This is a genomic window from Nocardiopsis sp. FIRDI 009, assembly GCF_003386285.1.
In the GTDB taxonomy this organism is placed as follows: Bacteria; Actinomycetota; Actinomycetes; order Streptosporangiales; family Streptosporangiaceae; genus Nocardiopsis.
Genome location: NZ_QPNC01000012.1, coordinates 98032 through 124755, shown reverse-complemented (window position 1 = coordinate 124755; position 26724 = coordinate 98032). Strand labels below are relative to the sequence as shown.

Genomic DNA, 26724 nt, shown 5'->3' with positions numbered 1-26724 from the left:
TTCGCCTACCGTTCCGAAAACTCCGAAAACAGCGCTGTCCGGGTTTTCGAGGTCGACGCCTCCCCGACGCAGGAATGGAAGCGCCGGTCTCTGCGCGACGCCGGGATCGCCGTTCCCGACACCGTGGCGTTCGTTTCCGCCGACCTCGCGGACGGGTCCACCCCGGCGCGGTTGGTCGACGCCGGGTTCGATCCGGGGCGTCCGGCCTTCGTGTCCTGGCTGGGGGTGAGCATGTACCTCGGCCTCGACGCCGTCGACCGGATTCTGGCGATGGTCGGTGGTTGGGCGTCCGGCTCCGAACTGGTGATGGACCACCTTCTGCCCGAGGGCCGACGCGACGCCGCCGGGCAGGCGTACGCCGAGGCGGTCCAGGCCGCGGCGGCGCGGGGCGGCGAGGTCTGGCGCACCTTCCTCAGCCCCGAGGAGTCCGCCCGTCTTCTCGCGGCCCACGGTTTCACCGTCCTGGAACAGGCCGGGGCGCGTGGCTCGGTCGACCGCGACCTGTGGTCCCGCTCCGATCATCTGCGCCCCTTCGACCTCCCGGTTCTCGTCCACGCGCGGACGTGACGGCGGTGCGGGTCCGGGGCCTTCCCGGACCCGCGCGCGGAGCCGCGTCCCAGTGGGTGAATCAGTGGGTGAAGACGAACGGGCGCAGTCCCGGCGGTGCCGTGCCGGGTTCGACCGGGAAGGTGGCCCAGACGTGCGTGCCCAGGTCGGCCCAGGGTGCCGGGCGGAAGTGTCCCCAGGCTGTGGACAGGCTCTCGACCGGGACCGGATCGCGCTGGTTTTCCGCTCGGCCAGGTCTCGCGCGAGGTCGGCGGGGTGAACGCGGTGCCCCCGGAAACGGGTTCCCCCGCCTCATGCTCGGACCAGACACCCCGGGGAAGGACCTCTCCTAGTCGAAGACCTCCACCGGGCATCGGGCCGCACCGCTGCGGGTTATGCGGGCATCGCTGGTGATCAGCGTGCCCCCCAGGGCTTCGGCCAGTGCCACATAGGTGGCGTCGTAGGCGGACAGGTTCGCGCGGAGCACCTTGACACGGGGCCACAGGGGAAGCGCGTCGTAACGGTCGATCGGTAGCCGTTCGTAGGCGCTCATCGCCGCCTCCGCCTGGTCTGGCGTGATCTTCCCGCCACGGGCCATGCCGAGGAGTGCTGACATGACCTCGGTGTCGAGGAGGTACGGGGCGCACAGGATGTCGGCTGCGGCCACCCGGTCGGCCACAGCCGAACCGACCGGGCCGACCGCTGTCAGCATTTCGACGAGCGCCGAGTTGTCGATGACGATCAACGCCCGGCTCGCCCCTCATCAATGGCGGTCAGGACGTCGGAGACGGTGACGTCGGACCGGGCGGTGCGGCGGGCGGCCTCCACGGCGTCGGCCAGGGTGGGCTTGGAGACGTCACGGGTGAGCACGGTGCGAGCGTATGCCTGGAGGGACTGACCGGACCTGGCGGCTCGGATCTTCATCTCCCTGACGACTTCTTCCGGTATGTCACGGATGGTGAGGGCAGTCATGAAAGCATTCTATCTTCATTGAAAGCATTATGCATTCAAGGTCTCCGGGTGAGTGGGGCCGCCTACGCGGGTTCCTCGTGGGTCCCGGGGCGGGGCCGCCCCGGGACCCACGTCTCAGCGGGTGAAGACGAACGGGCGCAGTCCCAACGGTGCCGTGCCGGGTTCGACCGGGAAGGTGGCCCAGACGTGCGTGCCCAGGTCGGCCCAGGGTGCCAGGCGGAAGTGTCCCCAGGCTGTGGACAGGCTCTCGACCAGCGCCAGCCCGCGCTGACCCTCCGCCCAGTCCCACTCGTCCTCGCTCCGCTCCACGGGGATGCGCGGGACGCCTCCGCCCCCGCCGCAGTCGCTCAGGAAGACCCGCAGTTCGTCCTCCCCCGGCATCGACAGTCCACGGATCACCTCGCCGTTCTCCCGGCCCGAGTCCGTGTACTTGACGCAGTTGGCGAAGAGTTCGCTGACCGCGAGTTCGACGGTGGACACCAGGTCCGGGTCGAACCCGGCCAGGTCCCGGGCGAGGTCGGCGCGGACGTCGCGGAGCCGGGCGAGGTCGCCGGGGTAGGTGCGGTGCTCTCAGAAGACGAGCGGGCGGGGTTCCTTGGTGACGGTGCGCATCAGACGGCCACCGCCGTCCGGGGCCGGGCGGTGAAGGAGGGGTGGTCCGGGGCGAGGAGGTCGCCCGGCGGGACCGGTCGGGGCGCGGGGATCGGGTCGGGGGCGGCTCCCCAGGAGCGCAGACGGGCGGTGGCCTCCCGCTGGGCGCGGGCGAGACCGTGTTCGTGTGCGGTGTAGTAGGGGCGCACGAGGGCCAGGTCCTCGGCCGGGATCGGCGCGGGCGGCGGGGTCAGTCCGGGCGCGGGTCGGGGTTCCGGGGTGGCGGCCTGCTCGGGGGCGGGCATCGGCGCGTAGCGGCGGACCCGGGTGGAGCGGCGACGGCGGGCGGCGGCCGCGGAGTGGCGTCCGCGCGCGGGGGTGAGGAGAGCCCTCAGGATCTCCAGGGTTGGGCGCAGGAGGGCAGGGATAGAATAGCCCATGTCGGCAATCTTTCGGGTTAAAGAGTGAACTTGCTGGCCACGGCCCCGGGCGATAGTTGAATCGCCGCGGGGTCTTCGCGTATGCGGTTGTGTTCGGGACAAAGAATAGGGGAGCCCGGGGGGAGGGGCGAATTTTTCTGCGAAAAAGGGGTCTCGCGAGAACCAGGTTTCTCGTTGTTCCAGCTCAGGGCGGGTGAGGAGAAGAACCAGCCCTTTTTGTCCCGATAGTTTGTGTGGTGCTTTTTGCCCGAATTGATGTCCTGTGGTGAGCGCCCGTGAACGCGAAAGGGGCGCCTCCTCCGAACGGAGGGGCGCCCCTGGCGGGTGTGGTGCTCAGTCGCGCCGCTTGAGGGTGTCCACGAGGGAGGTCCACTCGCTGGCGCTGAACGCGAGGTGCCCAAGCTCTCTGTTCTGGGTGTCGCGCATGACCGTCACCGCGCCCTCGGCGACCTCCACGCAGCTCTGTTCGCGCATGCTGTAGCTCGACTTGTGCCAGCTGTTCACAGCGCCTGCCTCCCGTGTGCCTTGAGCGTGTCCACGAGGGAGGTCCACTCGGTGCCGGGGAAGGTCAGGTGTCCCAGTTCGCGGTTTTGGGTGTCGCGGATCAGGACGGTCTGGGGAGTCTCGTGGACCTCCACGCAGCTCTGATCGCGCATGCTGTAGCTCGACTTGTGCCAGCTGTTCACAGTGCCTGCCTCATCTCTTTCAACTTCCGCACCGAGGCGTCCGGGGGAAGCGCCCACGCTTGGAGCCTGCTGAAGACCGCCTCCAGGTTGCGGATTTCACGGACACCATCGGCAAGGAGTTCCCCGACCGGGTGTTCCACGCACAGGACGGCCTGCTCATCCTCGATGTATATCAATCTGAACGGTCCGGTGATCCAGGCGAGGTCAGGTACCCCAGCAGGGAGGATCTGAATGGTGATCGCGGCTTCCTGCGACTCCTGGATGAGCCGGTCGAGCTGCTCGCACATGATCTCGGCTGGGATCGGCAGCGAGAGGGCGGTCTCGGCCATGATGACGTTGAGGATCAGACCGGCGTCCGTCTTCAGATCCGCGCGCCACGATGCTCGGGTGTCGATGACGTTCTGGATGTACTCCTCCGACGCGCCTGGCACCGCATGGGTGATCAGCACCCGCGCGTACTCGGAGGTCTGGAAGAAACCCGGCACCACCACGGGATGGAAGAAGCGGATCTCGCGGGCGCGCTTGTCGTAGTCACGGGACTGCCGATACCACTCGGGCTCCGTCCTCGACTTGAGCACGTCCCCCCACTCGCGGAGCAGGGCGCCGTTCGTACGCAGCGCACGGTCCAGCGCGGTCACCACGTCCCCGTTCGGGGCTCTTGTCGCTTTCTCGATCTTGCCGAGGTAGGACGCCGACCAGCCCGTGCTCCTGGCGAGTTCGTTGAGTGAAAGCCCCTGCTGCCTACGCAGGCGCTTCACCCGTTGCCCGAACCTGACCCACTCCGGCTTCCGGGGTTCGTCCATGCGTACAGCTTGTCAGTGAACACGTACGCGTACATACGGAAGTCCCCAGATCGCGGCCATCTCGTAGAACCGCTTCCCTCCCGTCCGGCCCCTGCCACAGCCTGAGAGACGAGGAAGTCCCGGCGATCGCGTCAACGGCCCCGGGACCCGGTTCACACCCGCGCTCTCACGACGACAGGTACGAACATGAACGAGGCTACTCCTCGACGCGAGCCCGCGACGGGCGTACCCCGCCAGCGCACCGCGAGCGTCCCACTGCCCCGGCGGCTGAGCTTCACCGACCCCCACCGCTGCGGGATCGTGCTCGGCCCCGACCCGGGCCACGTCCGGATCGCCCGCGTCTGGGCGCACCAGATCGCGCGCACCACGCCCAACGCGGCCTTCCCGCTGGTCACCGTGGTCAGCGAACTCGTGACCAACGCCCACCGGCACACCCGGTCCGGCGACCCCGGCGGGACCGTGACCGTGGTGGTCGAACGCCGCCGCCACGTCCTCATCCTGACCGTCACCGACGACGGCCCCCGGCCCGGCCCGACGATCCCGGTGCCCCGGATCGAGGAGGGCGGCGACCCCCTCAGGGGCGGCGGTTACGGCCTCCGGCTGGTCGACGCCCTGGCGTCGTACTGGGACTGGACCGGCGCGGCGGGCGGGCCGCTGACCGTCCGCGTCTGCCTGGAGCGGGACGCCGCGCCCCGATCACTGGTCGCCGTGTAGACCGCCGTTCGCCCCCGCCGGAGGGGGAGGGGCGGACGGAGGCCAGCGGGTCACGGACACATCCACGCCGTCAGGATTCTTCCCCCGCCCGCATGTCAGAACGGCCGTATCCGATGGCGGCCGGACGAACGGATGCCCGAACGGCGTCCGGGGTACACCGGTTCACCGGGGCCGGTGGTGGACACCTTCGGTCGGTTTTTCGGAACACCCTCCGTTCAGGGGAGAATTCACCCGGTTCACCCGCCCTCAGCCCGCGCCCGCACAGCGATCGAACGGCTCGCCGCGCCTGACGGTCGACCGGGCGTCACCGTGACCCGGCCGCCACGTGTGCGAACGGGAGTCGGGTCGCCGGTCGTCGGGTCTGTCACGGCCGTGGCGGCGGGCGGCGGCAACGGAGCGACACCCGAGCGCCCTCCCCCCTCCCTCCCGTTCCGTTCGCGGCGGTCCGGACCCGGACGGGCCCGAAGGCCGTTGCGCGGGGTGGGTGTCCTGCGTAACATCTCATCGAAGCGCTTCGACAACCGACGGGACGGTGCGGCACCGTGCGGATCTCCGATGTGGCCCGGCACGCGGGCGTGTCGCCGAGCACGGTCTCCTACGTCCTGAGCGGCAAGCGCTCGATCTCCGAGAGCACCGCCCGCCGCGTGCGCGAGAGCATCGAGGCGCTCGGCTACGAACCGCACGCGGGGGCGCGATCCCTCGCCAGCCGCCGCAGCAACGTCATCGCCCTGGTCGTGCCCCTGCGCGAGGACGTCCACGTTCCCGCCGCGATGCGGTTCGCCGTCTCCGTGGTCACCGCGGCCCGCTCCCACGACCACGACGTCCTCCTGCTCACCCAGGGGGAGGGGCCCGACGGGCTGCGCCGGGTCGCCGCGGGCGCGATGGTCGACGGTGTCGTGGTCATGGACGTGGCGGCCGACGACGCGCGTGTGCCCGTGCTGCGATCGCTGGGCCTGCCGTCGGTGCTCATCGGCGTTCCGGAGGACACCGAGGGATTGACCTGCGTCGACCTCGACTTCGCCGCCGCCGGTGCGGCGTGCGTGGAGCACCTCGCCGAACTCGGGCACACGGACGTGGCCTTCGTCGGCCAGCCGCCCTCGGTCTACGAGCGCCGTTCCGGGTTCGCCGAGCGCACCGTCGCCGGTTTCGAGCGGGCGGCCCGTGAGCGCGGTGTCCGTGTGACCCTCCACCCGTGCGAGCCGGACACGGCACGGGAGGTGGCGGCCGGACTCGTCCGCGACCGCCCCGGGCTGACCGGGCTCATCGTCCACAACGAGCCCTCGGTCGTCCCCCTGCTCGACGCCTTCGAGGAGCACGGCCGCGTCCCGCCGGAGCTGTCCGTGGTCGTCATGGGGTCGATCACCCCGAGACTGCCGCACCTGACCTCCGTGGAACTGCCCGCCGAGGAGCTGGGCGGACGGGCGGTCGGCCTGCTGATGGACAAGATCGAGGGCGAGGACGTGTCCGGGGTGACCCTCCTGGAACCGACCCTGAGCGTGCGGGAGAGCACGGCGACCGCACCCTGACCCGACCCACCGACCCGTCCCGTTTCCCGGGCACGTCATCGAAGCGCTTCGACAGCCTTCGACGGCGGCGCCCACCACCCCCAACCGGAAGGACGACGTGTGTTCAACGAGATCGAGGACGGCATCGAGTGGCGCGGCGGTCACCAGGTCGTGCGTGCCCAGGCATGGGGGCCCGACGGCATCCGCGTCCGGGCGGGCCTGTCCGTCCTGAGGGAGGACATCCCCGGCGCCCTGGGCGATCGGCCGCCGTCCCGGGCGGAGGTCCGCGTCGACGGGGACACCGCCGTGCTGGTCAGCGGTGGGCTCACCCTGGAGGTCACGGACGACGGGATGCTCCGCTTCCTCAGGGGCTCCGAGGAGCTCGTCGCCGAGGAGCGCGCCCACTTCTGGTGGCCCGGTCCCCGCGTGTACACCTCCACGGGCCACGGCTACTACCGGATCGAGCAGCGCTTCCGCGCCCACGACGACGAGCGGTTCTTCGGGCTCGGGCAGCACACCCACGGCCTCCTGGACCAGAAGGGCGCCGTCATCGACCTGGTGCAGCGCAACGCCGAGGTCAGCATCCCGTTCACGGTCTCCTCGCGCGGTTACGGGTTCCTCTGGAACAGCCCCGCGACCGGCCGGGTGGAGCTCGCGGGGAACGGCACCCGGTGGGTGAGCGACTCCGCGCGCCAGATCGACTACTGGGTGACCACCGGTGACGGGCCCGCCCGGATCATGGAGCACTACGCCGACGTCACCGGGCACGCGCCGATGCTGCCGGAGTACGCCTCGGGGTTCTGGCAGTGCAAGCTGCGCTACCGGACCCAGGACGAGCTGATGGGGGTCGCCCGCGAGTACAGGCGGCGCGGCCTGCCGCTCTCCGTCATCGTGAGCGACTTCTTCCACTGGACGCACCTGGGCGACTGGCGGTTCGACCCCGCGGAGTGGCCCGACCCCAAGGCGATGGTGGACGAGCTGCGGGAGATGGGGGTGGAGCTGATGGTGTCGGTGTGGCCGTCGGTGAGCCCGCTCAGCGAGAACTACGACGAGATGCTCCGGAAGGGCTACCTGGTCGCCACCGAGCAGGGTCCGCCGGTGCACGCCGACTGGGCGGACAAGGGGGTGGACGCCCAGGTGCAGGTGTCCTTCTACGACCCGACCAACCCCGACGCACGCGCCTACGTGTGGGAGAGGGTGCGCCGCAACTACCACGCGCTGGGAATCCGGACGTGGTGGCTGGACGCGTGCGAGCCCGAGCTCAAGCCGGGGCACCCGGAGAACCTGCGGTACCACGCGGGACCGGGGACCGAGGTGGGCAACATCTACCCGGCCGAACACGCGCGCGGCTTCCACGAGGGAATGCTCGCCGCGGGGGAGAGCGAGGTGATCACGCTCTGCCGGTCGGCGTGGGCGGGCAGCCAGCGCCACGGCGCGGCCCTGTGGTCGGGCGACATCCCCGCGACCTTCGCGTCCCTGCGCACGCAGATCCGCGCGGGGCTCAACGTCGCGATGTCGGGGATCCCGTGGTGGACGACGGACATCGGCGGTTTCCACGGCGGCGACCAGGAGTCCCCGGAGTACCGGGAGCTGATGGTCCGGTGGTTCCAGTACGGGGTGTTCTGCCCGCTCTTCCGGTTGCACGGCTACCGGGAGCCGTTCTCGCACGACCTCCATCCCGGCATGAGCGGCGGTCCGAACGAGGTCTGGTCGTACGGGGAGGAGGTCTACCCCCTCCTGCGGGACATGCTGTTCCTGCGTGAGCGGCTGCGGCCGTACGTGATGGAGCAGATGCGCGCCGCCCACGAGCGGGGACTGCCGCCGATGCGCCCGCTGTTCGTGGACTTCCCCGACGACACCCGCGCGTGGGAGGTGGACGACCAGTTCCTGTTCGGTCCGGACGTCCTCGTCGCGCCGGTGGCCGAGTACGGGGCCCGGTCCCGGGAGGTGTACCTGCCCGAGGGGGCCGCCTGGACCGACCCGTGGACGGGCGCCGTCCACCGCGGCGGAGGGGTGGTCGAGCTGGACGCGCCGCTGGACCGGGTGCCGGTGCTGCTGCGCGAGGGCGCCGACGTGCCGATCGCCGGTTGAGAGCCGCACCCGGTGTCCCCGCTCCTCCTCCTCGGGGGCGCCGGGTGCTCACCCGTGGTCACTCGGATCGGTCTGACGTGAGCTCCCCGTCGCGAGCCGTTCCGGGAAGCGCGCCGACATGACCTCGGCGTCGAGGAGGTGAGGGGCGCACGGGCGTCGGTTTCGGCCACCGGTTCGGCCCCGGCCGGGACCGGCCGGAACCGACCGGGGTCGAACCGGCCGACCGCTGTCGGCGTCTCGACCAGCGCTGGGTCGCCCACGGCCATCGACGCCCGCCTCGCCCGTCGTCGTCGAACGCGTCCGCCTCGCGTACGTGTTCGTCCGGTGCGCGAGGCGGACCGCCCCGGGACCCGTGACCGGCCCCGGTCCCACGGACCCCGGGACGGAGCCAACGGACACCCTGCCCCGCGTCGCGCGGTCGGCGGTCGGGGGAGGAGGGTCCCACGGACCCCGGGACGGAGCTAACGGACACCCATCAGGTGCTCCAGCGCCAGCTGGTCCAGGCGCTCGAAGTGGTAGCCGCGCTCCCCGACGGCGGCCAGGTCGATCTCCTCGGCCATGAGGTCGGCCAGGGTCTCGTCCCCGCCGAGCGTGGACCGCGACAGCTCGGGCACGCGCGCCGCGGCCAGGGCCTCGACCACCTCGGGGTCGGCGCGGAACGCGGCCGCCCTCTCCCGCAGGATCAGGTAGTTGCGCATGCACGCCGCGGCCGACTCCCACACGCCGCTCATGTCCTCGGTCCGCGGCGGTTTGAAGTCGAAGTGCCGAGGTCCCTCGTAGCCCGCCCGTTCGAGCAGGTCGACGAGGAAGAACGCCTCCTTCAGATCGCCCGCGCCGAACCTCAGGTCCTGGTCGTACTTGACCCCGCGCTGGCCGTTGAGGTCGATGTGGAAGAGCTTGCCCGCCCACAGCGCCTGGGCGACGCCGTGCGCGAAGTTCAGCCCGGCCATCTGCTCGTGCCCGACCTCGGGGTTGACCCCGACCATCTCCGGGTGCTCCAGCTCCCGGATGAAGGCGAGGGCGTGCCCGACGGTCGGCAGCAGCACGTCGCCGCGCGGCTCGTTCGGCTTGGGTTCGATGGCGAACCGCAGGTCGTAGCCCTGGTCCCGGACGTAACCGCACAGGATGTCGAACGCCTCGCGCAACCGGTCGAGCGCTGCGGCCTGGTCCTTGCCCGCCTCGCTCTCGGCGCCGTCCTGGCCGCCCCAGCACACGTAGGTCGTCGCGCCGAACGAAACCGCGAGGTCGATGTTGCGCGCGACCTTGCGGATCGCGTACCGCCGCACGTCGCGGCTGTTGGAGGTGAAGCCGCCGTCCCGGAACACCGGGTGGGTGAAGAGGTTGGTGGTGACCATGGGGACCTTGAGGCCCGTGTCGTCGAGGGCGCGGCGGAAGCGGTCGAGGATCGCCTCGCGCCCGTCGGGGGAGGTGCCGGGCGGGACGAGGTCGTCGTCGTGGAAGGTGACACCGTACGCGCCGAGGTCGGCGAGGCGGCGGACCGCCTCGGCGCCGTCGAGCGGGGGCCGCACCGGGTCGCCGAACGTGTTGACGCCGCGCCAGCCCACGGTCCACAGGCCGAAGGTGAACCGGTCCTCCGGAACGGGCCGGTAGTCGTTCATGCATGCCTCCAGGGGGCGGTCGATGGAATGAGTTTGTCTAATAAACAAACTAATTGTCAACGGCGGTTCCGCGCAGGACCGCGACCCCGCCGCCCCGGAGGGTCAGCCCGTCTCCGGGACGGCCCGAGACCAGGTCGTGCGCTCCCGGGGCCAGTCCCCACAGCGCGGGGTCGATCCGCCGTGCCTGCGAGCCGTGGTTGGTGACGAACACCCACGTCAGGGCGCCGTCGACCCGTCGCACGACCTCCAGGTCCAGCTCCGTCGCCGTTCCCTCGGCCCCGGCCGCCCCCTCGGGCCCGGCCGTTGCCCGGACCCCGGGCGCCGCCTCAGCCCAGGCGACCTCTTCGGCTCCGGCCGTCCCCGTGCCCTCAGGCGCCCACTCGGACCCGGCCGTCTTCACGGCCTCGCCGAGCACCCGGGCCAGTCCCGCGTCGGACAGGCGGGCCGACACGTACCAGGCCGACCCGGCGCCGTGGCGGCGCCGGGTCACGGCGGGCGAACCCTCCAACGGCCCCGACGCGTAGCGCGCCACCGCCTCCGCGCCCTCCAACCGGACGTCCTCGCTCCACACCGTCGCCGTGTACGTCCCGCCGGCCGCGTCGGTGCCGTCCGCTTCGTCCTCCGGGCCGAAGCCCACGTCGATCTCCTCGCCCGGAGCGAGCGGATACATCTCCACCCCCCTGATCCCCAGCAGGCCGCGCAGGGCCCCCGGGTACCCGCCGACGCGCACGGTGCCGTCCGGGTCGGCCACGCCGCTGAGGTGGGTCACCACGAGCGTGCCCCCCTCCTCGGTGAAGCGGGCCAGCCGCTCGGCGGCCTCGTCGGAGAGCAGATACAGACAGGGCACCACCAGCAGCGGGACCCGGGGCGGCTCCCGGTCGGGACGGACGAAGTCGACGGTCCGGCCCGACCGCCACAGCACGCGGTGCGCCTGCCGCACCGCCTCCAGGTAGTCCGTGTTCCGCGACGGCAGCGACGGCGCGCCCAGCGCCCACCAGCACTCCGGATCCCACGTGACCGCCGCGTCCGCCACCACCTCGGCCCCGCGGGCCTCCGCCACGCGGGGGAGCAGCGCGCCCAGCTCGCACACCTCCCCGAAGACCCGTGAGTCCGGACCGGCGTGCGGCACCATCCCCGAGTGCCACTGCTCGGCGCCGCCCCGCGAGGCCCGCCACTGGAAGAACATCACCCCGCCCGATCCGCGCGCCACGTGTGACACACTCCGCCGCAGGAGTTCCCCCGGCGCGGTGGGCCGGGCGCCGCCGGGGGTGTAGGTGACCCCCGCCGCCTGCTCCATCAGCAGCCACGGGCGTCCCCGGCCGGGCACCCGGTCCGCCCACGACCGCGCCAGGTCGGCGGCGAACGCGGTCTGCTCGGCGCCCTCCGTGCCGGGCCGGTCCGGGTAGTCGTCGATCGCGACCAGGTCCATGTGTTCGGCCCACCGCCACGGGTCGACCGGCACCCAGTCGCCGAAGGCCAGGTTCGTGGTGACGGGCACCTCCGGCCGCGCCTGGCGCAGGACGTCGCGCTGGAGGAGGAAGTGGTCGAGCATCGCGTCGGACAGGAACCGGCGGAAGTCGAGGACGTGCGCGGGGTTGGGGAGGTACTGGGTGGCGCGCGGCGGCCGGACCTGCTCCCAGTCCGAGTAGTGCTGGCTCCAGAACGCGGTCGTCCAGGCCCGGTTGAGCGCGTCGAGGTCCCCGCGCCGCCTTCGCAGCCACGCGCGGAAGGCGCGGGCGGTGTGCTCGGAGTGCGACCAGGTGCCGTACTCGTTGTGGACGTGCCACATGGCCAGGGCCGGGTGGTGGGCGTAGCGGTCCGCCAGGGCGCGGGCGATTCGCGCGGAGGCGTCCCGGTAGGCGGGGGCGCACACGTCGTAGGTGTCGCGGCTGCCGTGGGTGAGCCGGACCCCGTCGGCGGTCACGGGCATCGCGTCCGGGTGGGCGAGGCCGAACCAGGGCGGCGGCGAGGCGGTGGGGGTGGCCAGGGCGACGCGGATTCCGGCGGCGTGGAGCCGGTCGAGCGCCCGGTCCAGCCACCCGAACCGGTACTCGCCCTCGCGGGGCTCCAGCAGCCCCCAGGAGAAGACGCCGACGGTGACCAGCGTGACCCCGGCCCGCCGCATGAGCTCGACGTCCTCCGCGCGGACCTCCTCGGGCCACTGCTCGGGGTTGTAGTCGCCGCCGAACCAGAGCCCGGAGGGCGGCGGGGGAGGGAGCGGGGAGGGCATGGGACTCCTTAGTTTGGGGGGAAAACAAACCAAGTATGGCGAGGACGGTCCCCGCGGGCCACCCCTCCGCCGCACGAGGAGCGACATGTCCGACCCCCGACACGTCCGCACACGACACCCGGTCAGGGACTGGGAGGACGCGCTGGTCACCGGAAACGGCCGCCTGGGCGCGCTCGTTCACGGGACCGCGGCCGGGACCCGACTCACCCTCGGCCACGAACGGCTCTTCCTCCCGACCGCCGAGGCCCTGCCCGCGCCGAACACCGCGCGGATCCTCCCCGAGCTGCGGAGGCTCCTCCGCCAGGGGAGGTCGCGCGCGGCGGCGGAGCGGATCGTCGCGTTCGCCGCCGACGAGCACCCCGGCTACGCGGAGACCCGCTGGATCGACCCCCTGTTCGGCGCCGCCGTCCTCGGCTTCACCCCGGCCGATCCGGGGCGCGGCCCGGTCACGCGGACCTGCGACCTGGACTCCGGCCTGGTCACCGAGGACCTCCCGGACGGGACCGTCCACCGGGTGTTCGCCTCCCGCCCGGACGACGCGGTCGTCGCCGAGCTGTCGGCGAACCCTGATTCAGGGGGACTGGACGGCTGGCTCCGGCTCACCCTGCTGGACGAGCGCCCGCCGGTCCCGCTCAGGGTCGAGGCGACCGCCGTCCCCGACCTCCTGACGCTGCGGGTCGCGTTCCCCGACCGCCCGGACGGCGCCCTCCCGGGGTACGCCGTGACCTGCTCCGTTGTCGTGTCCCCCGGCGCGTCGGCCGGTGACCTGAGTGGGGGCACCTGCGGGGCGGGGGGACGGCGGGTCCCCAGCCCCGACGCGGGCGAAGGGGGAACGGTCCGCCGCGACGGCGTCGGCCTGGAACTGCGCGGTGTCACCCGGGTCCGGCTGGTGCTCCGCGTCCACGTCGGCGAGCCCGGTGAGGCGGACCCGCCCGCCCCCGCGCCCGGACCGCACCCCACCGACACCGCCGGCCACCGGCGGTGGCTGGACCGGCACCGCGCCGTGCACGGAGACCTCATGGACCGCTTCCGGCTCACCCTGCACGGCCCCCGTGCCTCGACCGTCCCGACCTCCTCGGACGGATCGACCTCCCCGGGCGGTCCGACCGCCCCGACCACCCCAGCTACCCCAGCCGCCCCGACCGTCCCGGGCGGTCCGGCGGACCATCCGGCGGAACCCCCGCTGGCGACCCCGCTTCCGGCCGGACCCCCGCTGGGGGAGGACCTCCTGGCGGGCGGACCGACGCCGGAGCTGGTCACCCGGCTGGTCGACGCCGGGCGCTACGCCATCGTGTCCAGCTGCGGCGACCTTCCCCCCACCCTCCAGGGGGTGTGGAGCGGCACCTACGCACCCCCGTGGCGGTCGGGGTACACCTTCGACGGCAACCTCCCCTCCGCCGTGGCGGCCCTGCACCCCACCGGCACCCCCGAGCTCATGACCGGGCTCTTCGACCTCCTCGACCGCATGGCCGCGGACCTTGAGGAGAACGCGCGCCGACTCTACGGCTGCCGGGGGATCCTGGTCCCCCCGCACGCCTCCACCAGCGGACGCCACAACCACTTCGGCCCTCAGTGGTGCCTGACCTGCTGGACGGCGGGCGCGGCGTGGATGGCCCGGCTCCACTGGGACCACTACTCCCACACCCGGGACCGGGACTTCCTGCGGGAGCGGGCGCTGCCCTTCCTCACCGCCGCCGGGGAGTTCCACGAGGACTTCCTCACCGAGGACGGCTTCGTGCCGTCCTACTCGCCCGAGAACACCCCGGGGGACTCCGACGGACAGGCCGCCGTCAACGCCACCATGGACGTCGCGGCCGTCCGCGACCTCACCCGCAACCTCGTCCGCGCGCACCACGCCCTGGGTGTGCCGGGCGCCCGCAGGTGGGCGCGGCTGGCCGCGCGGCTCCCCGGCTACCGGATCGCCGCCGGGGGCGAGCTCGCCGAGTGGGCGGGTCCGGCCGGAGCGGTCGCCCAGACCGAGCGGCACGGCCACCGTCACGCCTCCCACCTGTTCCCCCTCTGGTACGAGGGTGATCCGATCTTCGCCGCGCCCCGGTGGCGCGCGGCGGCCGTCCGCGCCGTGCGCTCCCGCCTGGCCTGGTGGCGGGGGCAGGAGTCCGACGAGATGGCCTTCGGACTGGTCCAGCTGGGGCTGGCGGCCGCCCGCCTGGGACTGGCCGAGGAGGCCCACGAGACCCTCGCGCTCATGGCCACGCGGTACTGGCGTCCGACCCTCGTCCCCACCCACAACCGGGGGGAGCTGTTCAACGTGGACATCGGCGGCGGGTTCCCGGCGGTCGCGGCGGCGATGCTGGCCGGGTCGGGGGAGGGGTGGATCGAGCCGTTGCCCGCCCTGCCGCGTGCGTGGCCCTCGGGCCGGGTGGAGGGCCTGCGGGCGCGCGGCGGGGTGGTCGTGGACCGTCTGGAGTGGTCCGAGGGGCGGGCGTCCACGCTCCTGCGGTCGGTGGAGCCCCGGAGCACGGTCGTCCGGCTGCCCGACGCGAGCCGCCGCCGCGTGTCCCTCGCCCCGGAACGGCAGGTGAGAGTGGATTTCCGTACGGGGGTGGGGCGCGGAGACCGTCAGCCCCCCGGACCGGGGACCCCACAGCCGGGGTGAGCTTGTGGTCGGAGCCTCCAAGTCGAAGCGCTTCGAAATTTCCGTGGAACCCCCGTTGACGTTTTGTTAGTTGTCTATTCAAACTAATGGGGAATTTCCGCCCGCCTCCGCCTACCCCCTACCGCACCACGCGGGGAGGCGGGCGGTTCCCCGCGTCACTGGAGTTCCCTATGACCCCCCACCCCCAGAAACCGCCTCCTCCGGAGGGGTACCCGCCCTCCCCGGAGGAGCATCCCGCCTCCCGCTCCCGCCTTCCCCACCGCCTCCGCTCCCGCGTCCGGCCGGTGGCGGCGGTGGCCGCGACCGCCGCGGTCACCGCCGCCTCCCTCACCGTCATCGACGTCCGGTCCGCCTTCTCGGCCGAACCGACGGCCGCCGCTGGTGACGCCTACACCTGGGACAACGTCCAGATCGTCGGTGGCGGCTACGTCCCGGGCATCGTCTTCAACGAGTCCGAACCCGACCTCGTCTACGCCCGCACCGATGTCGGCGGGGCCTACCGCTGGGACCCGGCCACCGAGACCTGGGACCCCCTCCTGGACTGGGTCGGCTGGGACGAGTGGGGGTGGACCGGCATCGTCAGCCTGGCCACCGACCCCGTCGACCCCGACCGCGTCTACGCGGCGGCGGGGAGCTACACCAACGACTGGGACCCGGGCAACGGCGCCATCCTCCGCTCCGACGACCGCGGCGAGACCTGGGAGGTCACCGAGCTGCCCTTCAAGCTCGGCGGCAACATGCCCGGCCGCGGCCTCGGTGAGCGCATGGCCGTCGACCCCAACGACAACAGCGTCGTCTACCTCGGTGTCCGGGGCGGCCACGGTCTGTGGCGCAGCACCGACTTCGGCGAGACCTGGGCCGAGGTCGGGTCCTTCCCCAACCCGGGCGACTACGTCGAGAACCCCGACGACCCGCTGGACCTGCAGAGCGACATCACCGGCGTCACCTGGGTGGCGTTCGACCCGCGCACGGGCTCCGCCGGACAGGCGACCCAGGACGTCTACGTCGGCGTCGCCGACCTGGACGACCCCGTCTACCGCAGCACCGACGGCGGCCGGACCTGGGAGCCCCTGGAGGGCGCCCCCACCGGACACCTGCCCGCGCACGCCGTCCTGGACCACGAGGGCGGCCAGCTCTACCTCGCCACCACCGACACCCCCGGCCCCTACGACGGCTCGTCGGGCGACGTGTGGCGCCACGACATCGAGTCCGGTGAGTGGACCAACATCAGCCCGGTCCCCTCCACCTCCGAGGACGCCTACTTCGGCTACGGCGGACTCACCATCGACCGCCAGGACCCCGACACGCTCATGGTCACCTCCCAGATCTCCTGGTGGCCGGACAACCAGATCTTCCGCAGCACCGACCGCGGCGAGACCTGGACGCGGGCCTGGGACTGGGGGAACTACCCCGAACGCGTGACGCGCTACGAGATGGACATCTCCGCCGCGCCCTGGCTGGACTTCGGCGGACCCGGCGAGCCGCCCGAGAACCAGCCCAAGCTCGGCTGGATGAGCCAGGGCATGGCGATCGACCCGTTCGACTCCGACCGGTTCATGTACGGGACCGGCGCCACCATCTACGGCAGCGACAACCTCACGGCCTGGGACTCCGGCGGCACCGTCGACATCGGGGTCAGGGCCCGGGGGCTGGAGGAGACCTCCATCCGCGACCTGGCCGCCCTGCCCGGCGGACCACTGGTCTCGGTCATGGCCGACATCGGCGGGTTCGTCCACCGCGACCTGGACGCCGTCCCCGACCAGATGCACCAGCGGCCCTACTGGGGCAGCGGCACCGGCGTCGACTTCGCCGAGCTGGCGCCCGACACGGTCGTGCGGGTCGGGGACGCGGAGGACGAGGACAACTCCCACATCGGGATCTCCACCGACGGCGGGAACAACTGGTTCGGCGGTCAGGAGCCCGGCGGGGTGACCGGCGGCGGGACGGTCGCGGTCAACGCCGACGGGTCCGTCATCCTGTGGAGCCCCGACGGCGCGGGCGTCCACCGTTCCACCACGACCGGTTCGTCGTGGACGGCGTCCGCCGGCGTGCCCCAGGGCGCCAGGGTGGAGGCCGACCGGGTGGACCCGGACGTGTTCTACGCGGTCTCCGACGGCACCTTCTACACCAGCACCGACGCGGGCGCGACCTTCACGGCCTCCGGCTTCGGCGGCCTCCCGGGGGAGGGCAACGTCCGCTTCGGCGCGGTGCCCGGCCACAGCGGCGACGTGTGGGTCGCGGGCGGCGCCGAGGACGGCGAGTACGGCATGTGGCGCACGACCGACGCCGGGGCCACCTTCGAGCGGATCGCCGCGGTCGACGAGGGCGACGCGGTCGGCTTCGGCGCCCCGGCCCCCGGCGCCGACTACCCGGCGGTGTACACCAGTGCGCGGATCGGCGGCGTGCGCGGGATCTTCCGCTCCGACGACGCCGGTCGGACGTGGGTCCGGATCAACGACGACCGGCACCAGTGGGGCTGGACGGGGGCGGTGGTCACCGGCGACCCCGACGTCTACGGGCGGGTCTACATCGGCACCAACGGCCGCGGGATCGTCTACGGCGACCTCGCGGACGGAGGCGGGGGACCCGACCCGACGCCGAGCCCGGACCCGACCCCCGGACCGTCACCCGATCCGACCCCGGACCCCTCGCCCGAGCCGACCTTCGGACCCGCCTCCTGCGAGGTCGACTACACGGTGGCCGGTTCCTGGAACGGAGGGTTCCAGGCCGCCGTCGAGGTGACCAACACCGGGAGTGAGCCGGTCGAGGGATGGGAGCTGGCGTGGGACTTCACCTCGGGTGAGAGCGTCACCGACCTGTGGGGCGGCGACCACACGCAGGAGGGCGACCACGTGACGGTCACCGCGCCCGGGTGGAGCACGCGACTCGATCCGGGGGCGACGGCGGAGATCGGGTTCAACGGCTCGGTCGACGGCGGGCCCGGGACCCCGACGGCGTTCGCCCTGAACGGGACCGGGTGCGGGTGACCGGCTGACCCACCGACAGCCCGCCCCCGTCCGGGGGCGGGCCGAGGGCGTGTGCGGTGGACGCCGGGGCGTCGCGCGGCAGGGTAGGTGTCCGCCGTACACGCCCCGGGGCCGGGAGACACGGGTGAACCCCTCCCGGCCCCTCACCCATGCGCGGTCGCGGGGTCCCGGGCCGCGCTGAGGCGGGGTTCAGTCGAATCCAATGCCCAACGGATGTACATCCAGTACATTGGTTGTATGAACGAGCCGGTGACTGCGACCATGGCCGAGGTGAGACGACACCTCGCCGACACGATCGAGCGCGCGCGCCACGACCACACGCCGACCTTCATCACCCAGCGGGGCCGGACCACAGCCGTACTTCTCGACGCCGACGAGTACCGCCGCCTGCTCGCGGTGGAAGAAGCCGCTGAGGACGCGTGGCTCAACCGCCTGGCGGACGAGGCCGAGCGGGAAGGGCGCGAACACTCCGTCTCCCTGGAGGAGATGGCCCGTGAACTCGCCCAGGGGGAGGAGTGATCCGACACATCACCCGCTTCACCCCCGCCGCCCAGCGCAGGATGCGCGGGATCCCCCGCAGCGCGGCGGTCAAGATCCTGCGCTGCCTCTCCGAACTCCAGCAGGCCCTTGATGCCGGTGACACCGGCGCGTTCGACATCAAGCCCCTGACCGGGCACCACGGTCGTTGGGGACTCCGCGTCGGTGACTACCGGGCCGTCTACACCCTGGAGAAGGACGACGAAGGCCAACCGATCATCTGGGTCTGGGTCATCTCCGTCGGTGACCGCCGGAACATATACCAGCGGGGTCTCTGATCCGGGCACGGCGAGGGATGGGCCGTGCCGCCGTCGTTCGGCACGGTGCCCGGAACGGCTCCGGGCGTGGGGGCGGCGGGACCGACCGGATTCGAACCGGCGTCCTCCGGTTGTGCAGACCGGCGCGACGACCTCTGCGCTACGGCCCCGCCACGCGGGAGTCTAGCGCTGGGCGGCGGAACCGGCGGTCAGCCCTTCACCGCGCCGATGATCACTCCCTTGGTGAAGTGCTTCTGCACCAGCGGGTAGACGACCGTGACCGGCACCAGCGCCACCACCACGATCGCCATCTGGATCGCCAGGTTGGGCGCCGACGCCGTGCCCTGGACCGCGTCGCCGATCACCGAGTTGCTGCTCAGCTGCTGGCCCTGCTGGACGTACTGGCGCAGTACCAGTTGCAGCGGCCACTTGGCGTTGTCGTTGATGTACAGGATCGCGTTGAAGAAGGCGTTCCAGTAGCCCACCGCGTAGAACAGGCCGATGACCGCGGTCACGCCCTTGGACATCGGCAGGACCAGCCGGGTCAGGATCGTCCACTCGCTGGCCCCGTCCACCCGGGCGCTGTCGGCGATCTCGCCCGGCAGGTTCATGAAGAACGCCCGCATCACCACCAGGTTGAACGCGTTCACCGCCGTGGGCAGGATCAGGGACCAGTAGCTGTCGATCAGCCCCACGTTGCTGACCAGCAGGTACAGCGGGATCATCCCCGGCGCGAACAGGAACGTCAGCAGCACCGTGAACAGCAGCGGCCGGTGCCACAGCGACCCCGGCTGGGACAGCCCGTACGCGGCGAGGATGGTGGCGACGAGGCTCACCGCGGTGCCCACCGCCGTCACGCCCAGACTGACCAGGACCGAGCGGGTGACCACGCCCCCGCTGAACAGGTCGGCGTAGGCCCGGAAGGAGATGCCCCGCGGCACCATCACCAGACCGCCCGCCTCGTTCACCGCCGACGCGGGGGACAGGCTGGTCAGGACGACGACGTAGAGCGGGAAGACGATGACGGCGGCGATCGCCGCCAGGGCGGTGTTCTTCGCGGCGCGGGCCGGGAGGCTGGGGCGCTCCGCCCACACCGGACGGTCGGAGAAGAGTGTGCTCATGCTCGCCTGTAGATTCCGTTCTCGCCCATCACGTGGGCCATCTTGTTGGCCACCAGGATCAGGACCAGCCCGACCAGACCCTTGACCAGGCCCGCCACCGCGCCCGCGCTGTAGTTCCCCGTCACGAGGGCCTGGTGGTAGACGAACGTGTCCAGAACCTCCGACACGTTCGCGCCGTACGCGTCGCGTTGCAGGTAGAACTGTTCGAACCCGACGTTGAGGATGTCGCCGAGCTTGAGGATCAGCAGCAGGACGATGACCGGCCGCAGCCCGGGCAGGGTGATGTGCCACATCCGCCGCCACCGCCCGGCGCCGTCCACCGCCGCCGACTCGTACAGGTTCTGGTTGATGGCCGCCAGCGCGGCGAGGAAGATGATCGTCCCCCACCCCGCGTCCTTCCAGACCAGCTGGGAGGTGACCACGAACAGGAACGCGTCCGGGTTGGTCATCACGTCCAGCGCCTCGTACCCGTTCTGCCGCAGCAGCTGCGACAGCAGACCGGCCCCGCCGAGAATCTGCTGGAACAGGGTGACCACCAGCACCCACGAGAAGAAGTGGGGCATGTACACGATGCTCTGGAGCACCAGCCGCAGCCTCGGGGAGAGGACGCTGTCCAACAGGATCGCCAGCGCGATCGGCACGGGGAAGAAGAACACCAGCTGGACGGCGGCGATCAGCAGCGTGTTGCCCGCCGCGCTCCAGAACCGGGCGTCGGTGAACAGCCGCTCGAACTGCGCGAACCCCACCCAGGGGCTGCCGACCAGCCCGTCCCACGGGTTGTACTCCTGGAAGGCGATGATGTTGCCGAGCGTCGGCGTGTAGTGGAACACCGCCAGCAGGCCGACCGCCGGAAGCGTCATGAGCAGCAGTTGCCAGTCCCGCCGCAGCCGCGCCAGGAACGGACGCCGGTTGCGGCCGCCGGGGCGCCGGTCGCCCCGGTGGTCGGGGATCCTCCGGGCGGCCCGGGGCCGCCCCCCGCCGCCGCTGGGGGCGGGGGGCGTGGGGCGGGCCAGCTCGGGCACGGTGTCGGACCGGTCAGTCACGGCCGTGCTCCTGGAGGACCCCCATGTAGAACTCGCGGCCCTCGTCACCCCCGTCACGCCGCCAGTCGGCGATGGCCTGGTCGAGCTGGCTCAGGTCCTCGCGCCCCCGGATGATGTCCTCGACCTTGTCGGTCATCGGGGTCTCGGCCGCCGCGAAGCGCTCGGGCCGCTGGATGCGGATACCCGCGAACGGATCCTCCTCCGTGAACTGGGCGGCGTGGTTGTACCAGGCGGTCTTCCACTCCACGAAGTCCGGGTACTGGCTCTCGGTGATCGCCGGGGGGCGCCCGCTGAGGAAGTAGTAGCCGTCGTTGACCTCTCTGAGCCCCAGGTCGGTGAGTTGCGGGGCGCCGTCGTCGTCGAGTTCGTGGTGGACGCCCTCGGCCCCGTACCGGTAGTCCATGTACTCCCGGGTGCCGAACGGCGCGGCGCAGAAGTTGAGGACGCCCAGGATCTCCTCGACCTGTTCGGGCTCCATGCCCCGCCGGATGAACACCGACTGGGCGGAGGGGTCGGCCCCGTGCATGACGGGGTCGTTGCCGCCGCTGCCGAAGACGGGCATGAGGTCGATGCGCAGGTCGGGGTTGTCCCCCAACATCTGCTGGTACGCCTCGTTCCAGCCGCCGAGACCGTCCTGGTTGAAGATGATCCGCCCGGAGTTGAGCAGCTCCTTGGCGTTGTCCCCCTGGGCCACGATGTCGGGGTGGACGAGCCCGGCGTCGAAGACCTCGCGCATGAACTCGACGCTGGCCCGCCACTCGTCGGTCTCGAACATGTGGATGAGCTCGCCGTTCTCGTAGCGCCACTGCTTGGGCGCGCCGAACACCTGGCGCATGCTCAGGTTGAAGTCGCCGAACGCCCAGCGCTCGTTGTCCGGGTCGTTGATCTCCCGGCCGATCTCCATCAGTTCCTCGGGGGAGGTGGGCGCTTCCAGCCCGTACTCGTCCACCAGCAGGTCGCGGCGGTAGAGCACCCAGTTGCCGAACGGCTCGGCGGGCCACGGGACGCCCTGGAGCCGCCCGTTGAACACGTTCCACCGCCAGGCGTCGCTGTCCAGGTTGGCCAGGAGGGGGTAGGGCTCGACGGCGTCACCGGCCAGGTAGGGGGTCAGGTCCTCGAACAGTTCCCCCACCGCCCGGTTGAACTGGGGGATCAGGTTGATCAGCCAGTCGGGGAACATCGTGATGTCGGCGACGTCGCGCCCGGCGACCACGGCGTTCATCTTGTCGATGATGGTGTTGCCGTCCTGGAAGTTGAACTCGACCGTCGTGCCGAGCCGCTGGTTGACGTGGTCGAAGAACGAGTTGTCGCCCAGCCCCGGCGGGAGCGGACCCCACAGGGGCGTCATCGCCGTGTACCGCCCACCGCTGCCCGGAGGGCTCGGCACCGCCTCCAGCAGCGTGTCCGGGTAGGAGGTGAAGCCGTCCGGCGCCCCGTGCCGGCCCTCGATGTCGGGGGTGACGGCGCCGAAGGGGATGTAGGCGGGGATCAGGTCGTCCAGCGACGTGGCGGCGGAGGAGGATCCGCCACCGCCGCCGGAGGAGGACGACGAGCATCCGGGGAGGGCGCTCGCGCCGAGCGCGGCGGCGCCGGTCGCGCCCAGGAGGCCGAGGAAGCGGCGGCGGGAGGGCACCGGCCGGTACGGAGTGGGGGGCATAACGTCGTTCCTTCGGGTGAGCGGGCGGGGGAGGCCCAAGGGGTAGGAAACGAGGGGTCGTTTTGCTATGAATTAGTTGGCCGTTTAGACAAATTACTGCACTGTGAACTGGCACACAAGGCCCCCGCGACGGTGAAGTCGAAGCGATTCGATTTCGACCGCCACGGAGCGTCGCCCTCCCCTGACGAGAGACGGACACCCCCCATGACCCACCCGCAGACCCCGCCCCACCGCGACCCCTCGCTCCCCCTCGGGCGGCGCGTCGACGACCTGATCGGACGGCTCACGCTGGAGGAGAAGGTCACGCTCCTGCACCAGCACCAGCCGCCCGTCGAACGCCTGGGCCTCGGCCCGTTCCGCACCGGGACCGAGGCCCTGCACGGTGTGGCCTGGCTGGGCCCGGCCACCGTGTTCCCGCAGGCCGTCGGGCTCGCCGCCACCTGGGACGCCGACCTGCTCCGCCGGGTCGGCGAGGCGACCGCCGCCGAGGTCCTCACCCTCCACGCCCGCGACCCCGAGGGCGCGGGGCGCAACGTCTGGGCGCCGGTGGTCAACCCGCTGCGCGACCCCCGGTGGGGCCGCAACGAGGAGGGCTACTCCGAGGACCCCTGGCTCACCGGCGTCCTCGCCACCGCCTACGCCCGGGGGCTGGCCGGGGACGGCCCCCGGCTGCGAACGGCCCCCACGCTCAAGCACTTCCTCGGCTACAACAACGAGACCGACCGCTGCACGACCTCCAGCGACCTGCCGCCGCGGGTCCTGCGCGAGTACGAGCTGCCCGCGTTCCTGCCCGCCCTGCGCGACGGCGCGGCCGTGGCCGTCATGCCCTCCTACAACCTGGTCAACGGCCGTCCCGCCCATCTGAGCCCGCTGGTCGGCGAGGTGCTGCGCGAGGCCGCGCCGGAGCCGATCCTCGTGGTCAGCGACGCCTACGCCCCGGCGAACCTGGTCGAGCTCCAGCGCTTCCACCCCGACCTGCCGACCGCCTACGCGCACGCGATCCGCGCCGGGCTGGACAGCTTCACCCAGGACGACGACCGACCCGAGGCCACCGTCGGCCACGTGCGGGAGGCCCTCGCCCGCGGGCTGCTCACCGAGGCCGACGTCGACCGGGCGGTGCGGTCCGTGCTGTCCGTGCGGACCCGGCTGGGCGAGTTCGACCCCGAGCCGCCCCCCACCGAGACGGACCGGATCGACACCCCGGAGCACCGTGCCCTGGCCAGGGAGGCGGCCACGCGTTCCCTGACCCTGCTGCGCAACGAAGGGCTCCTGCCGCTGACCGACGTCCGCCGGGTCGCCGTCATCGGGCAGTTGGGGGACACCGTCCTGGAGGACTGGTACAGCGGGACCCTGCCGTACGCGGTCACCGCGTACCAGGGGATCGCCGCGCGCGTCGAGACCGTCTTCCACGAGGGCGCCGACCGGGTCACCGTGGCGGCCCCGGGCCGCGGCGTCCTCGTCGCCCCCGACGACGGGGGACCGCTCCGCGCGGCGGCCGGCGGAGCACCCGGGACGGAGTTCGACCTCCTCGACTGGGGCGGTGGGGCGCACGCCCTCCGCTCGGCTCGGACGGGCCGGTACGTCGACGAGGGGCCGGACGGCACACTGGTCTGCACCGCCCCCGGCCCCGGCACGTGGGAGGTCCGCCAGACCTTCCGCCTGGAGGAGGCGGCGCAGGGGGGTCACCACCTGGTCCAGATCCACACCGGCCGCCACGTCGTGGTCGACGGCGCGACCTCGCTCCTCCGTCTGGCCGCCGACCCCGGTCCGGGCACCCCGTTCACCGTCCACGGGCTCGGCTCGGGCGCCCGCGAGGCCGCGCGGGTGGCCGCCACGGCCGACGTCGCCGTCGTCGTGGCGGGCGACCACCCCATGGTCAACGGGCGCGAGACCGAGGACCGCGCCGACCTGGAGCTGCCCGCCGCCCAGGAGCGCGTGCTGCGTGCGGTGCGCGAGGCCAACCCGGCCACGGTCCTGGTGCTCAGCAGCGGGTACCCCTTCGGCGTCACGTGGGCCGACACCCACGTTCCCGCGATCCTGTGGTCCGCGCACGGAGGGCAGGAGTACGGGCACGCGCTGGCCGACGTCCTGTTCGGGGACGCCGAACCCGCCGGACGGCTCACCCAGACCTGGTACCGCTCCGCCGACGACCTGCCCGACCTGCTCGACTACGACATCATCGGCGCGGAGGGCACCTACCTCTACTTCGGCGGCGAGCCGCTGTACCCCTTCGGGCACGGGCTCGGCTACACGACCGTGGAGTACGGGGACCCGGAGGTCACGGTCGACGGCGGCCGGGTCACCGTCCGGACCGCCGTCACCAACACCGGCGCGCGGACGGCCGAGGAGGTCGTGCAGGTCTACACCCGCCAGCTGTCGTCCCGCGTGCGGGTGCCGCTGCGGGCCCTGCGCGGGTTCGCCCGGCTGTCGGTGCCGCCGGGCGGGAGCGCGGTGGCGGAGGTGGCCTTCGACGTCGACCGACTGGCGCTGTGGGACACCACCCGGGACCGGTTCGTCGTGGAGGAGGCCCCGCGCGAGGTCCTGGTCGGGCGCTCGGCGCAGGACATCCGCGCCACCACCGCGCTGGACGTGCCCGGGGAGCCGATCCCGCCGCGCGACGCCTTCACCGGGCCGTGGTCGGCGGACGGGTACGACGCGGCGCACCGCGTCCAGCTGTGCCCGGTCACCCGGGAACGGGGGGACGCGGTGCGCGCGGTGGGGGACGCGGCGTGGGTGGCCTTCCGGGACGTGGACCTGGGCACGGGGGCGGCGGAGTGCCGTCTGGTGGTGAACGCCGCGGCGGGGACGCGGATCCGCCTGCGGCTGGACGACCCGCGCGAGGGGGCGGTGGTCGCGGAGGTCGCCGTGCCCGCCGCCGCGGACCCGTTCGACTTCACCGAGGTACGGGCGGACACGGACGGCGCGGACGGGGTCCGCGACCTCTATCTGGTCCTGGCGGAGGGCGCCGCCGTCGCGTCGGTGGGCTTCGTCCGACGCTGACGTCAGCTCGTCGCGGTGGTGCGCGGCGTCGGGAGGGGGAGCCTCCCGGCGTCGAGCGCGTGGATCATCGCGGCGGCTCCGCCCCTGGCGGCCGCGCTCAGGCCCAGGTCGGAGAGTTCGATGCCGCAGCCGCCCGTGTCCGGCGCGAACACGCCCTCGCGTGCCGCCGTCCGGCAGCTCGGGAGGAGCCACGGACCCAGCGGGACGAAGTAGCCGCCCAGGACCACCCGCCGCGGGTTGGTGATGTTGACGAGGGCCGCCAACCCGCGGCCCAGCCACGTGCCCGCCGTCTCCAGGGCCGACACGGCCGTGGCGTCCCCCGACGAGGCCCGTTCCACGGTCGCCTCGACCAGCTCGGCCACGTCGGTGCCGGAGAGGGCGGCGGCCGGGACCAGGTCCGGTACGCAGGCGCGGACGATCGCCTCGATCCCGGCGAGCGCCTCCAGGCAGCCGCCGCGTCCGCACGAGCACTCCGGCCCCTCCGGCGCCACCGACACGTGGCCGATCTCACCGGCGAACCCGTTCGCGCCCCGCAGCAGTTCGCCGCCGCTCAGGACGCCCGCCCCGATGCCGACCTCCCCGGTGACGTACACCAGGTCGGGCGTCCGGGCGAAGGAGCCGACCCGGTACTCGGCGAGCGCGCCCAGATTGGCGTCGTTGTCCACGTGCACCGGGACGTCGTCCGCCCCGGCCGCACGCAGCAGCGCCAGGACGCGTTCGCGCAGGGGCACACCGGACCAGTCCAGGTTGGGCGCGCGGGTGACCGTCCCGGTCTCGGTGTCGATCAGTCCGGGGACGGCGATCCCGATCCCCACGACGGTGCGTTCTTGGAGCGCCGGGCGCCCCAGGGTCCGTCGGAGGGCTTCGGCGACACGTCGGGCACACGCCTCGGCCCCGGCCGAACGGGCGTCGAAGGGGATGTGTTCGCTGAGCAGCTCCCGCGTCAGCAGGTCCACGGCGATCACGGACAGGTAGTCGACGTTGACCTCCAGGCCGACCGCGGCGACGGAGGTGTCGTCCAGGGCGAGCAGCACCCCGGGCCGGCCCACCCTGGGCTGGGCGGTCTCACCGGTCTCGCGGACGAGCCCGCGCGCCATCAGGTCGGCGACCAGGCTGGAGACGGTGGTCTTGTTGAGGCCCGTGGCCGAGGCGACCGCCGACCGCGAACAGGGCGCGAGCGCGCGGACCGTGCGCAGCACGACGCCGAGGTTGGTCTCCCGGACCGCCTGGAAGCTCACCGTTTCCCCGCCGACCGCCACCTGGTTCCCCCGTCGTCCACCGCGCGTTCCCTCGCCGGGATCGTACAGT

General features: G+C 72.4%; 21 protein-coding genes, 1 tRNA gene and 1 pseudogene. 9 read left to right on the top strand and 14 right to left on the bottom strand.

Annotation, left to right across the window (positions count from 1 at the left end; translation table 11 throughout):
- Positions 1-567 (top strand): class I SAM-dependent methyltransferase (locus tag DVR05_RS10955; protein WP_116245741.1); only part of this gene is annotated, 567 nt, incomplete at its 5' end.
- 328 nt (positions 568-895) lie between these two features.
- Here DVR05_RS10955 and DVR05_RS10945 read toward each other — a convergent pair.
- From DVR05_RS10945 to DVR05_RS10915, 7 genes and pseudogenes are all read right to left on the bottom strand, one after another.
- A complete protein-coding gene (locus tag DVR05_RS10945; RefSeq protein ID WP_116245740.1) occupies positions 896-1291 on the bottom strand; it encodes a type II toxin-antitoxin system VapC family toxin in 396 nt (131 codons plus the stop codon).
- Positions 1288-1518, bottom strand: a complete 231-nt coding sequence (locus DVR05_RS10940) for an antitoxin (RefSeq protein WP_116245739.1) — start codon at positions 1516-1518, stop codon at positions 1288-1290. The genes DVR05_RS10945 and DVR05_RS10940 overlap by 4 nt, the downstream gene beginning before the upstream one ends.
- 114 nt (positions 1519-1632) lie before the next feature.
- Positions 1633-2130, bottom strand: a pseudogene (locus DVR05_RS10935) (ATP-binding protein).
- Positions 2130-2549, bottom strand: a complete 420-nt coding sequence (locus DVR05_RS10930; RefSeq protein WP_116245738.1) for a hypothetical protein — start codon at positions 2547-2549, stop codon at positions 2130-2132. Before DVR05_RS10930 ends, DVR05_RS10935 begins: the two are co-directional and overlap by 1 nt.
- Positions 2550-2882: 333 nt before the next feature.
- Complete coding sequence (locus DVR05_RS10925) at positions 2883-3053, bottom strand: DUF397 domain-containing protein (RefSeq protein ID WP_116245737.1); 171 nt, start codon at positions 3051-3053, stop codon at positions 2883-2885.
- Positions 3050-3235, bottom strand: a complete 186-nt coding sequence (locus tag DVR05_RS10920; protein WP_116245736.1) for a DUF397 domain-containing protein — start codon at positions 3233-3235, stop codon at positions 3050-3052. The genes DVR05_RS10925 and DVR05_RS10920 overlap by 4 nt, the downstream gene beginning before the upstream one ends.
- Positions 3232-4038: a helix-turn-helix transcriptional regulator gene (locus DVR05_RS10915; RefSeq protein WP_116245735.1), complete on the bottom strand. Its 807-nt coding sequence runs from the start codon at positions 4036-4038 to the stop codon at positions 3232-3234. The genes DVR05_RS10920 and DVR05_RS10915 overlap by 4 nt, the downstream gene beginning before the upstream one ends.
- Before the next feature lie 186 nt (positions 4039-4224).
- On the opposite strand from DVR05_RS10915, the gene DVR05_RS10910 reads away from it, so the two are divergent.
- The 3 genes from DVR05_RS10910 to DVR05_RS10900 all read left to right on the top strand — a co-directional run bounded on the left by DVR05_RS10910 (position 4225) and on the right by DVR05_RS10900 (position 8348).
- Entirely contained in the window at positions 4225-4752 is a 528-nt protein-coding gene (locus tag DVR05_RS10910; RefSeq protein ID WP_116245734.1) for an ATP-binding protein, read from the top strand.
- 542 nt (positions 4753-5294) lie between these two features.
- Entirely contained in the window at positions 5295-6278 is a 984-nt protein-coding gene (locus DVR05_RS10905; protein ID WP_116245733.1) for a LacI family DNA-binding transcriptional regulator, read from the top strand.
- Between the two features lie 99 nt (positions 6279-6377).
- On the top strand, positions 6378-8348 hold the full coding sequence (locus DVR05_RS10900; protein ID WP_116245732.1) for a TIM-barrel domain-containing protein: 1971 nt from the start codon (positions 6378-6380) through the stop codon (positions 8346-8348).
- 461 nt (positions 8349-8809) lie between these two features.
- On the opposite strand, the gene xylA is transcribed toward DVR05_RS10900, so the two are convergent.
- Both xylA and DVR05_RS10890 read right to left on the bottom strand, forming a co-directional pair.
- Positions 8810-9967: a xylose isomerase gene (xylA, locus tag DVR05_RS10895; protein ID WP_116245731.1), complete on the bottom strand. Its 1158-nt coding sequence runs from the start codon at positions 9965-9967 to the stop codon at positions 8810-8812.
- Positions 9968-10016: 49 nt separating this feature from the next.
- On the bottom strand, positions 10017-12197 hold the full coding sequence (locus DVR05_RS10890) for a beta-galactosidase (RefSeq protein ID WP_116245730.1): 2181 nt from the start codon (positions 12195-12197) through the stop codon (positions 10017-10019).
- Positions 12198-12282: 85 nt separating this feature from the next.
- Between DVR05_RS10890 and DVR05_RS10885 the strand changes: the two genes are divergently transcribed.
- The 4 genes from DVR05_RS10885 to DVR05_RS10870 all read left to right on the top strand — a co-directional run bounded on the left by DVR05_RS10885 (position 12283) and on the right by DVR05_RS10870 (position 18616).
- On the top strand, positions 12283-14814 hold the full coding sequence (locus DVR05_RS10885) for a glycoside hydrolase N-terminal domain-containing protein (protein ID WP_116245729.1): 2532 nt from the start codon (positions 12283-12285) through the stop codon (positions 14812-14814).
- Positions 14815-14984: 170 nt separating this feature from the next.
- Positions 14985-17801 (top strand): cellulose binding domain-containing protein, encoded by a 2817-nt coding sequence (locus DVR05_RS10880; protein WP_116245728.1) that lies wholly within the window; start codon positions 14985-14987, stop codon positions 17799-17801.
- Positions 17802-18050: 249 nt separating this feature from the next.
- The gene (locus tag DVR05_RS10875; protein WP_232832077.1) at positions 18051-18320 is read left to right on the top strand and encodes a type II toxin-antitoxin system Phd/YefM family antitoxin; all 270 of its coding nucleotides are present in this window, start codon (positions 18051-18053) and stop codon (positions 18318-18320) included.
- Positions 18317-18616 (top strand): type II toxin-antitoxin system RelE/ParE family toxin, encoded by a 300-nt coding sequence (locus DVR05_RS10870; RefSeq protein WP_198659131.1) that lies wholly within the window; start codon positions 18317-18319, stop codon positions 18614-18616. Before DVR05_RS10875 ends, DVR05_RS10870 begins: the two co-directional genes overlap by 4 nt.
- Positions 18617-18692: 76 nt before the next feature.
- Here DVR05_RS10870 and DVR05_RS10865 read toward each other — a convergent pair.
- From DVR05_RS10865 to DVR05_RS10850, 4 genes are all read right to left on the bottom strand, one after another.
- A tRNA-Cys gene (locus DVR05_RS10865) sits at positions 18693-18765 on the bottom strand.
- A 39-nt stretch (positions 18766-18804) separates the two neighbouring features.
- Positions 18805-19716: a carbohydrate ABC transporter permease gene (locus DVR05_RS10860; RefSeq protein ID WP_116245726.1), complete on the bottom strand. Its 912-nt coding sequence runs from the start codon at positions 19714-19716 to the stop codon at positions 18805-18807.
- Positions 19713-20759 (bottom strand): ABC transporter permease, encoded by a 1047-nt coding sequence (locus DVR05_RS10855; RefSeq protein WP_369974520.1) that lies wholly within the window; start codon positions 20757-20759, stop codon positions 19713-19715. Before DVR05_RS10855 ends, DVR05_RS10860 begins: the two co-directional genes overlap by 4 nt.
- The gene (locus DVR05_RS10850; protein ID WP_116245725.1) at positions 20752-22416 is read right to left on the bottom strand and encodes an extracellular solute-binding protein; all 1665 of its coding nucleotides are present in this window, start codon (positions 22414-22416) and stop codon (positions 20752-20754) included. Before DVR05_RS10850 ends, DVR05_RS10855 begins: the two co-directional genes overlap by 8 nt.
- A 204-nt stretch (positions 22417-22620) precedes the next feature.
- Here DVR05_RS10850 and DVR05_RS10845 point away from each other — a divergent pair, with 204 nt between their 5' ends.
- On the top strand, positions 22621-25416 hold the full coding sequence (locus DVR05_RS10845; RefSeq protein ID WP_116245724.1) for a glycoside hydrolase family 3 protein: 2796 nt from the start codon (positions 22621-22623) through the stop codon (positions 25414-25416).
- 2 nt (positions 25417-25418) lie between these two features.
- Here the strand turns inward: DVR05_RS10845 and DVR05_RS10840 are convergent, their stop codons facing one another.
- Positions 25419-26675 carry an ROK family transcriptional regulator gene (locus DVR05_RS10840; RefSeq protein ID WP_116245723.1) on the bottom strand — a complete coding sequence of 419 codons (1257 nt, stop codon included), beginning with the start codon at positions 26673-26675 and terminating at the stop codon, positions 25419-25421.
- Between the last annotated feature and the right edge of the window lie 49 nt (positions 26676-26724).

Bases quoted from the DNA above. Each gene is read 5' to 3' on its own strand.
- DVR05_RS10915 (WP_116245735.1), bottom strand. From the start codon at position 4,038: ATGGACGAACCCCGGAAGCCGGAGTGGGTCAGGTTCGGGCAACGGGTG.
- DVR05_RS10890 (WP_116245730.1), bottom strand. From the start codon at position 12,197: ATGCCCTCCCCGCTCCCTCCCCCGCCGCCCTCCGGGCTCTGGTTCGGC.
- DVR05_RS10930 (WP_116245738.1), bottom strand. From the start codon at position 2,549: ATGGGCTATTCTATCCCTGCCCTCCTGCGCCCAACCCTGGAGATCCTG.
- DVR05_RS10845 (WP_116245724.1), top strand. From the start codon at position 22,621: ATGACCCACCCGCAGACCCCGCCCCACCGCGACCCCTCGCTCCCCCTC.
- DVR05_RS10860 (WP_116245726.1), bottom strand. From the start codon at position 19,716: ATGAGCACACTCTTCTCCGACCGTCCGGTGTGGGCGGAGCGCCCCAGC.
- DVR05_RS10885 (WP_116245729.1), top strand. From the start codon at position 12,283: ATGTCCGACCCCCGACACGTCCGCACACGACACCCGGTCAGGGACTGG.
- DVR05_RS10880 (WP_116245728.1), top strand. From the start codon at position 14,985: ATGACCCCCCACCCCCAGAAACCGCCTCCTCCGGAGGGGTACCCGCCC.
- xylA (WP_116245731.1), bottom strand. From the start codon at position 9,967: ATGAACGACTACCGGCCCGTTCCGGAGGACCGGTTCACCTTCGGCCTG.
- DVR05_RS10940 (WP_116245739.1), bottom strand. From the start codon at position 1,518: ATGACTGCCCTCACCATCCGTGACATACCGGAAGAAGTCGTCAGGGAG.
- DVR05_RS10910 (WP_116245734.1), top strand. From the start codon at position 4,225: ATGAACGAGGCTACTCCTCGACGCGAGCCCGCGACGGGCGTACCCCGC.
- DVR05_RS10850 (WP_116245725.1), bottom strand. From the start codon at position 22,416: ATGCCCCCCACTCCGTACCGGCCGGTGCCCTCCCGCCGCCGCTTCCTC.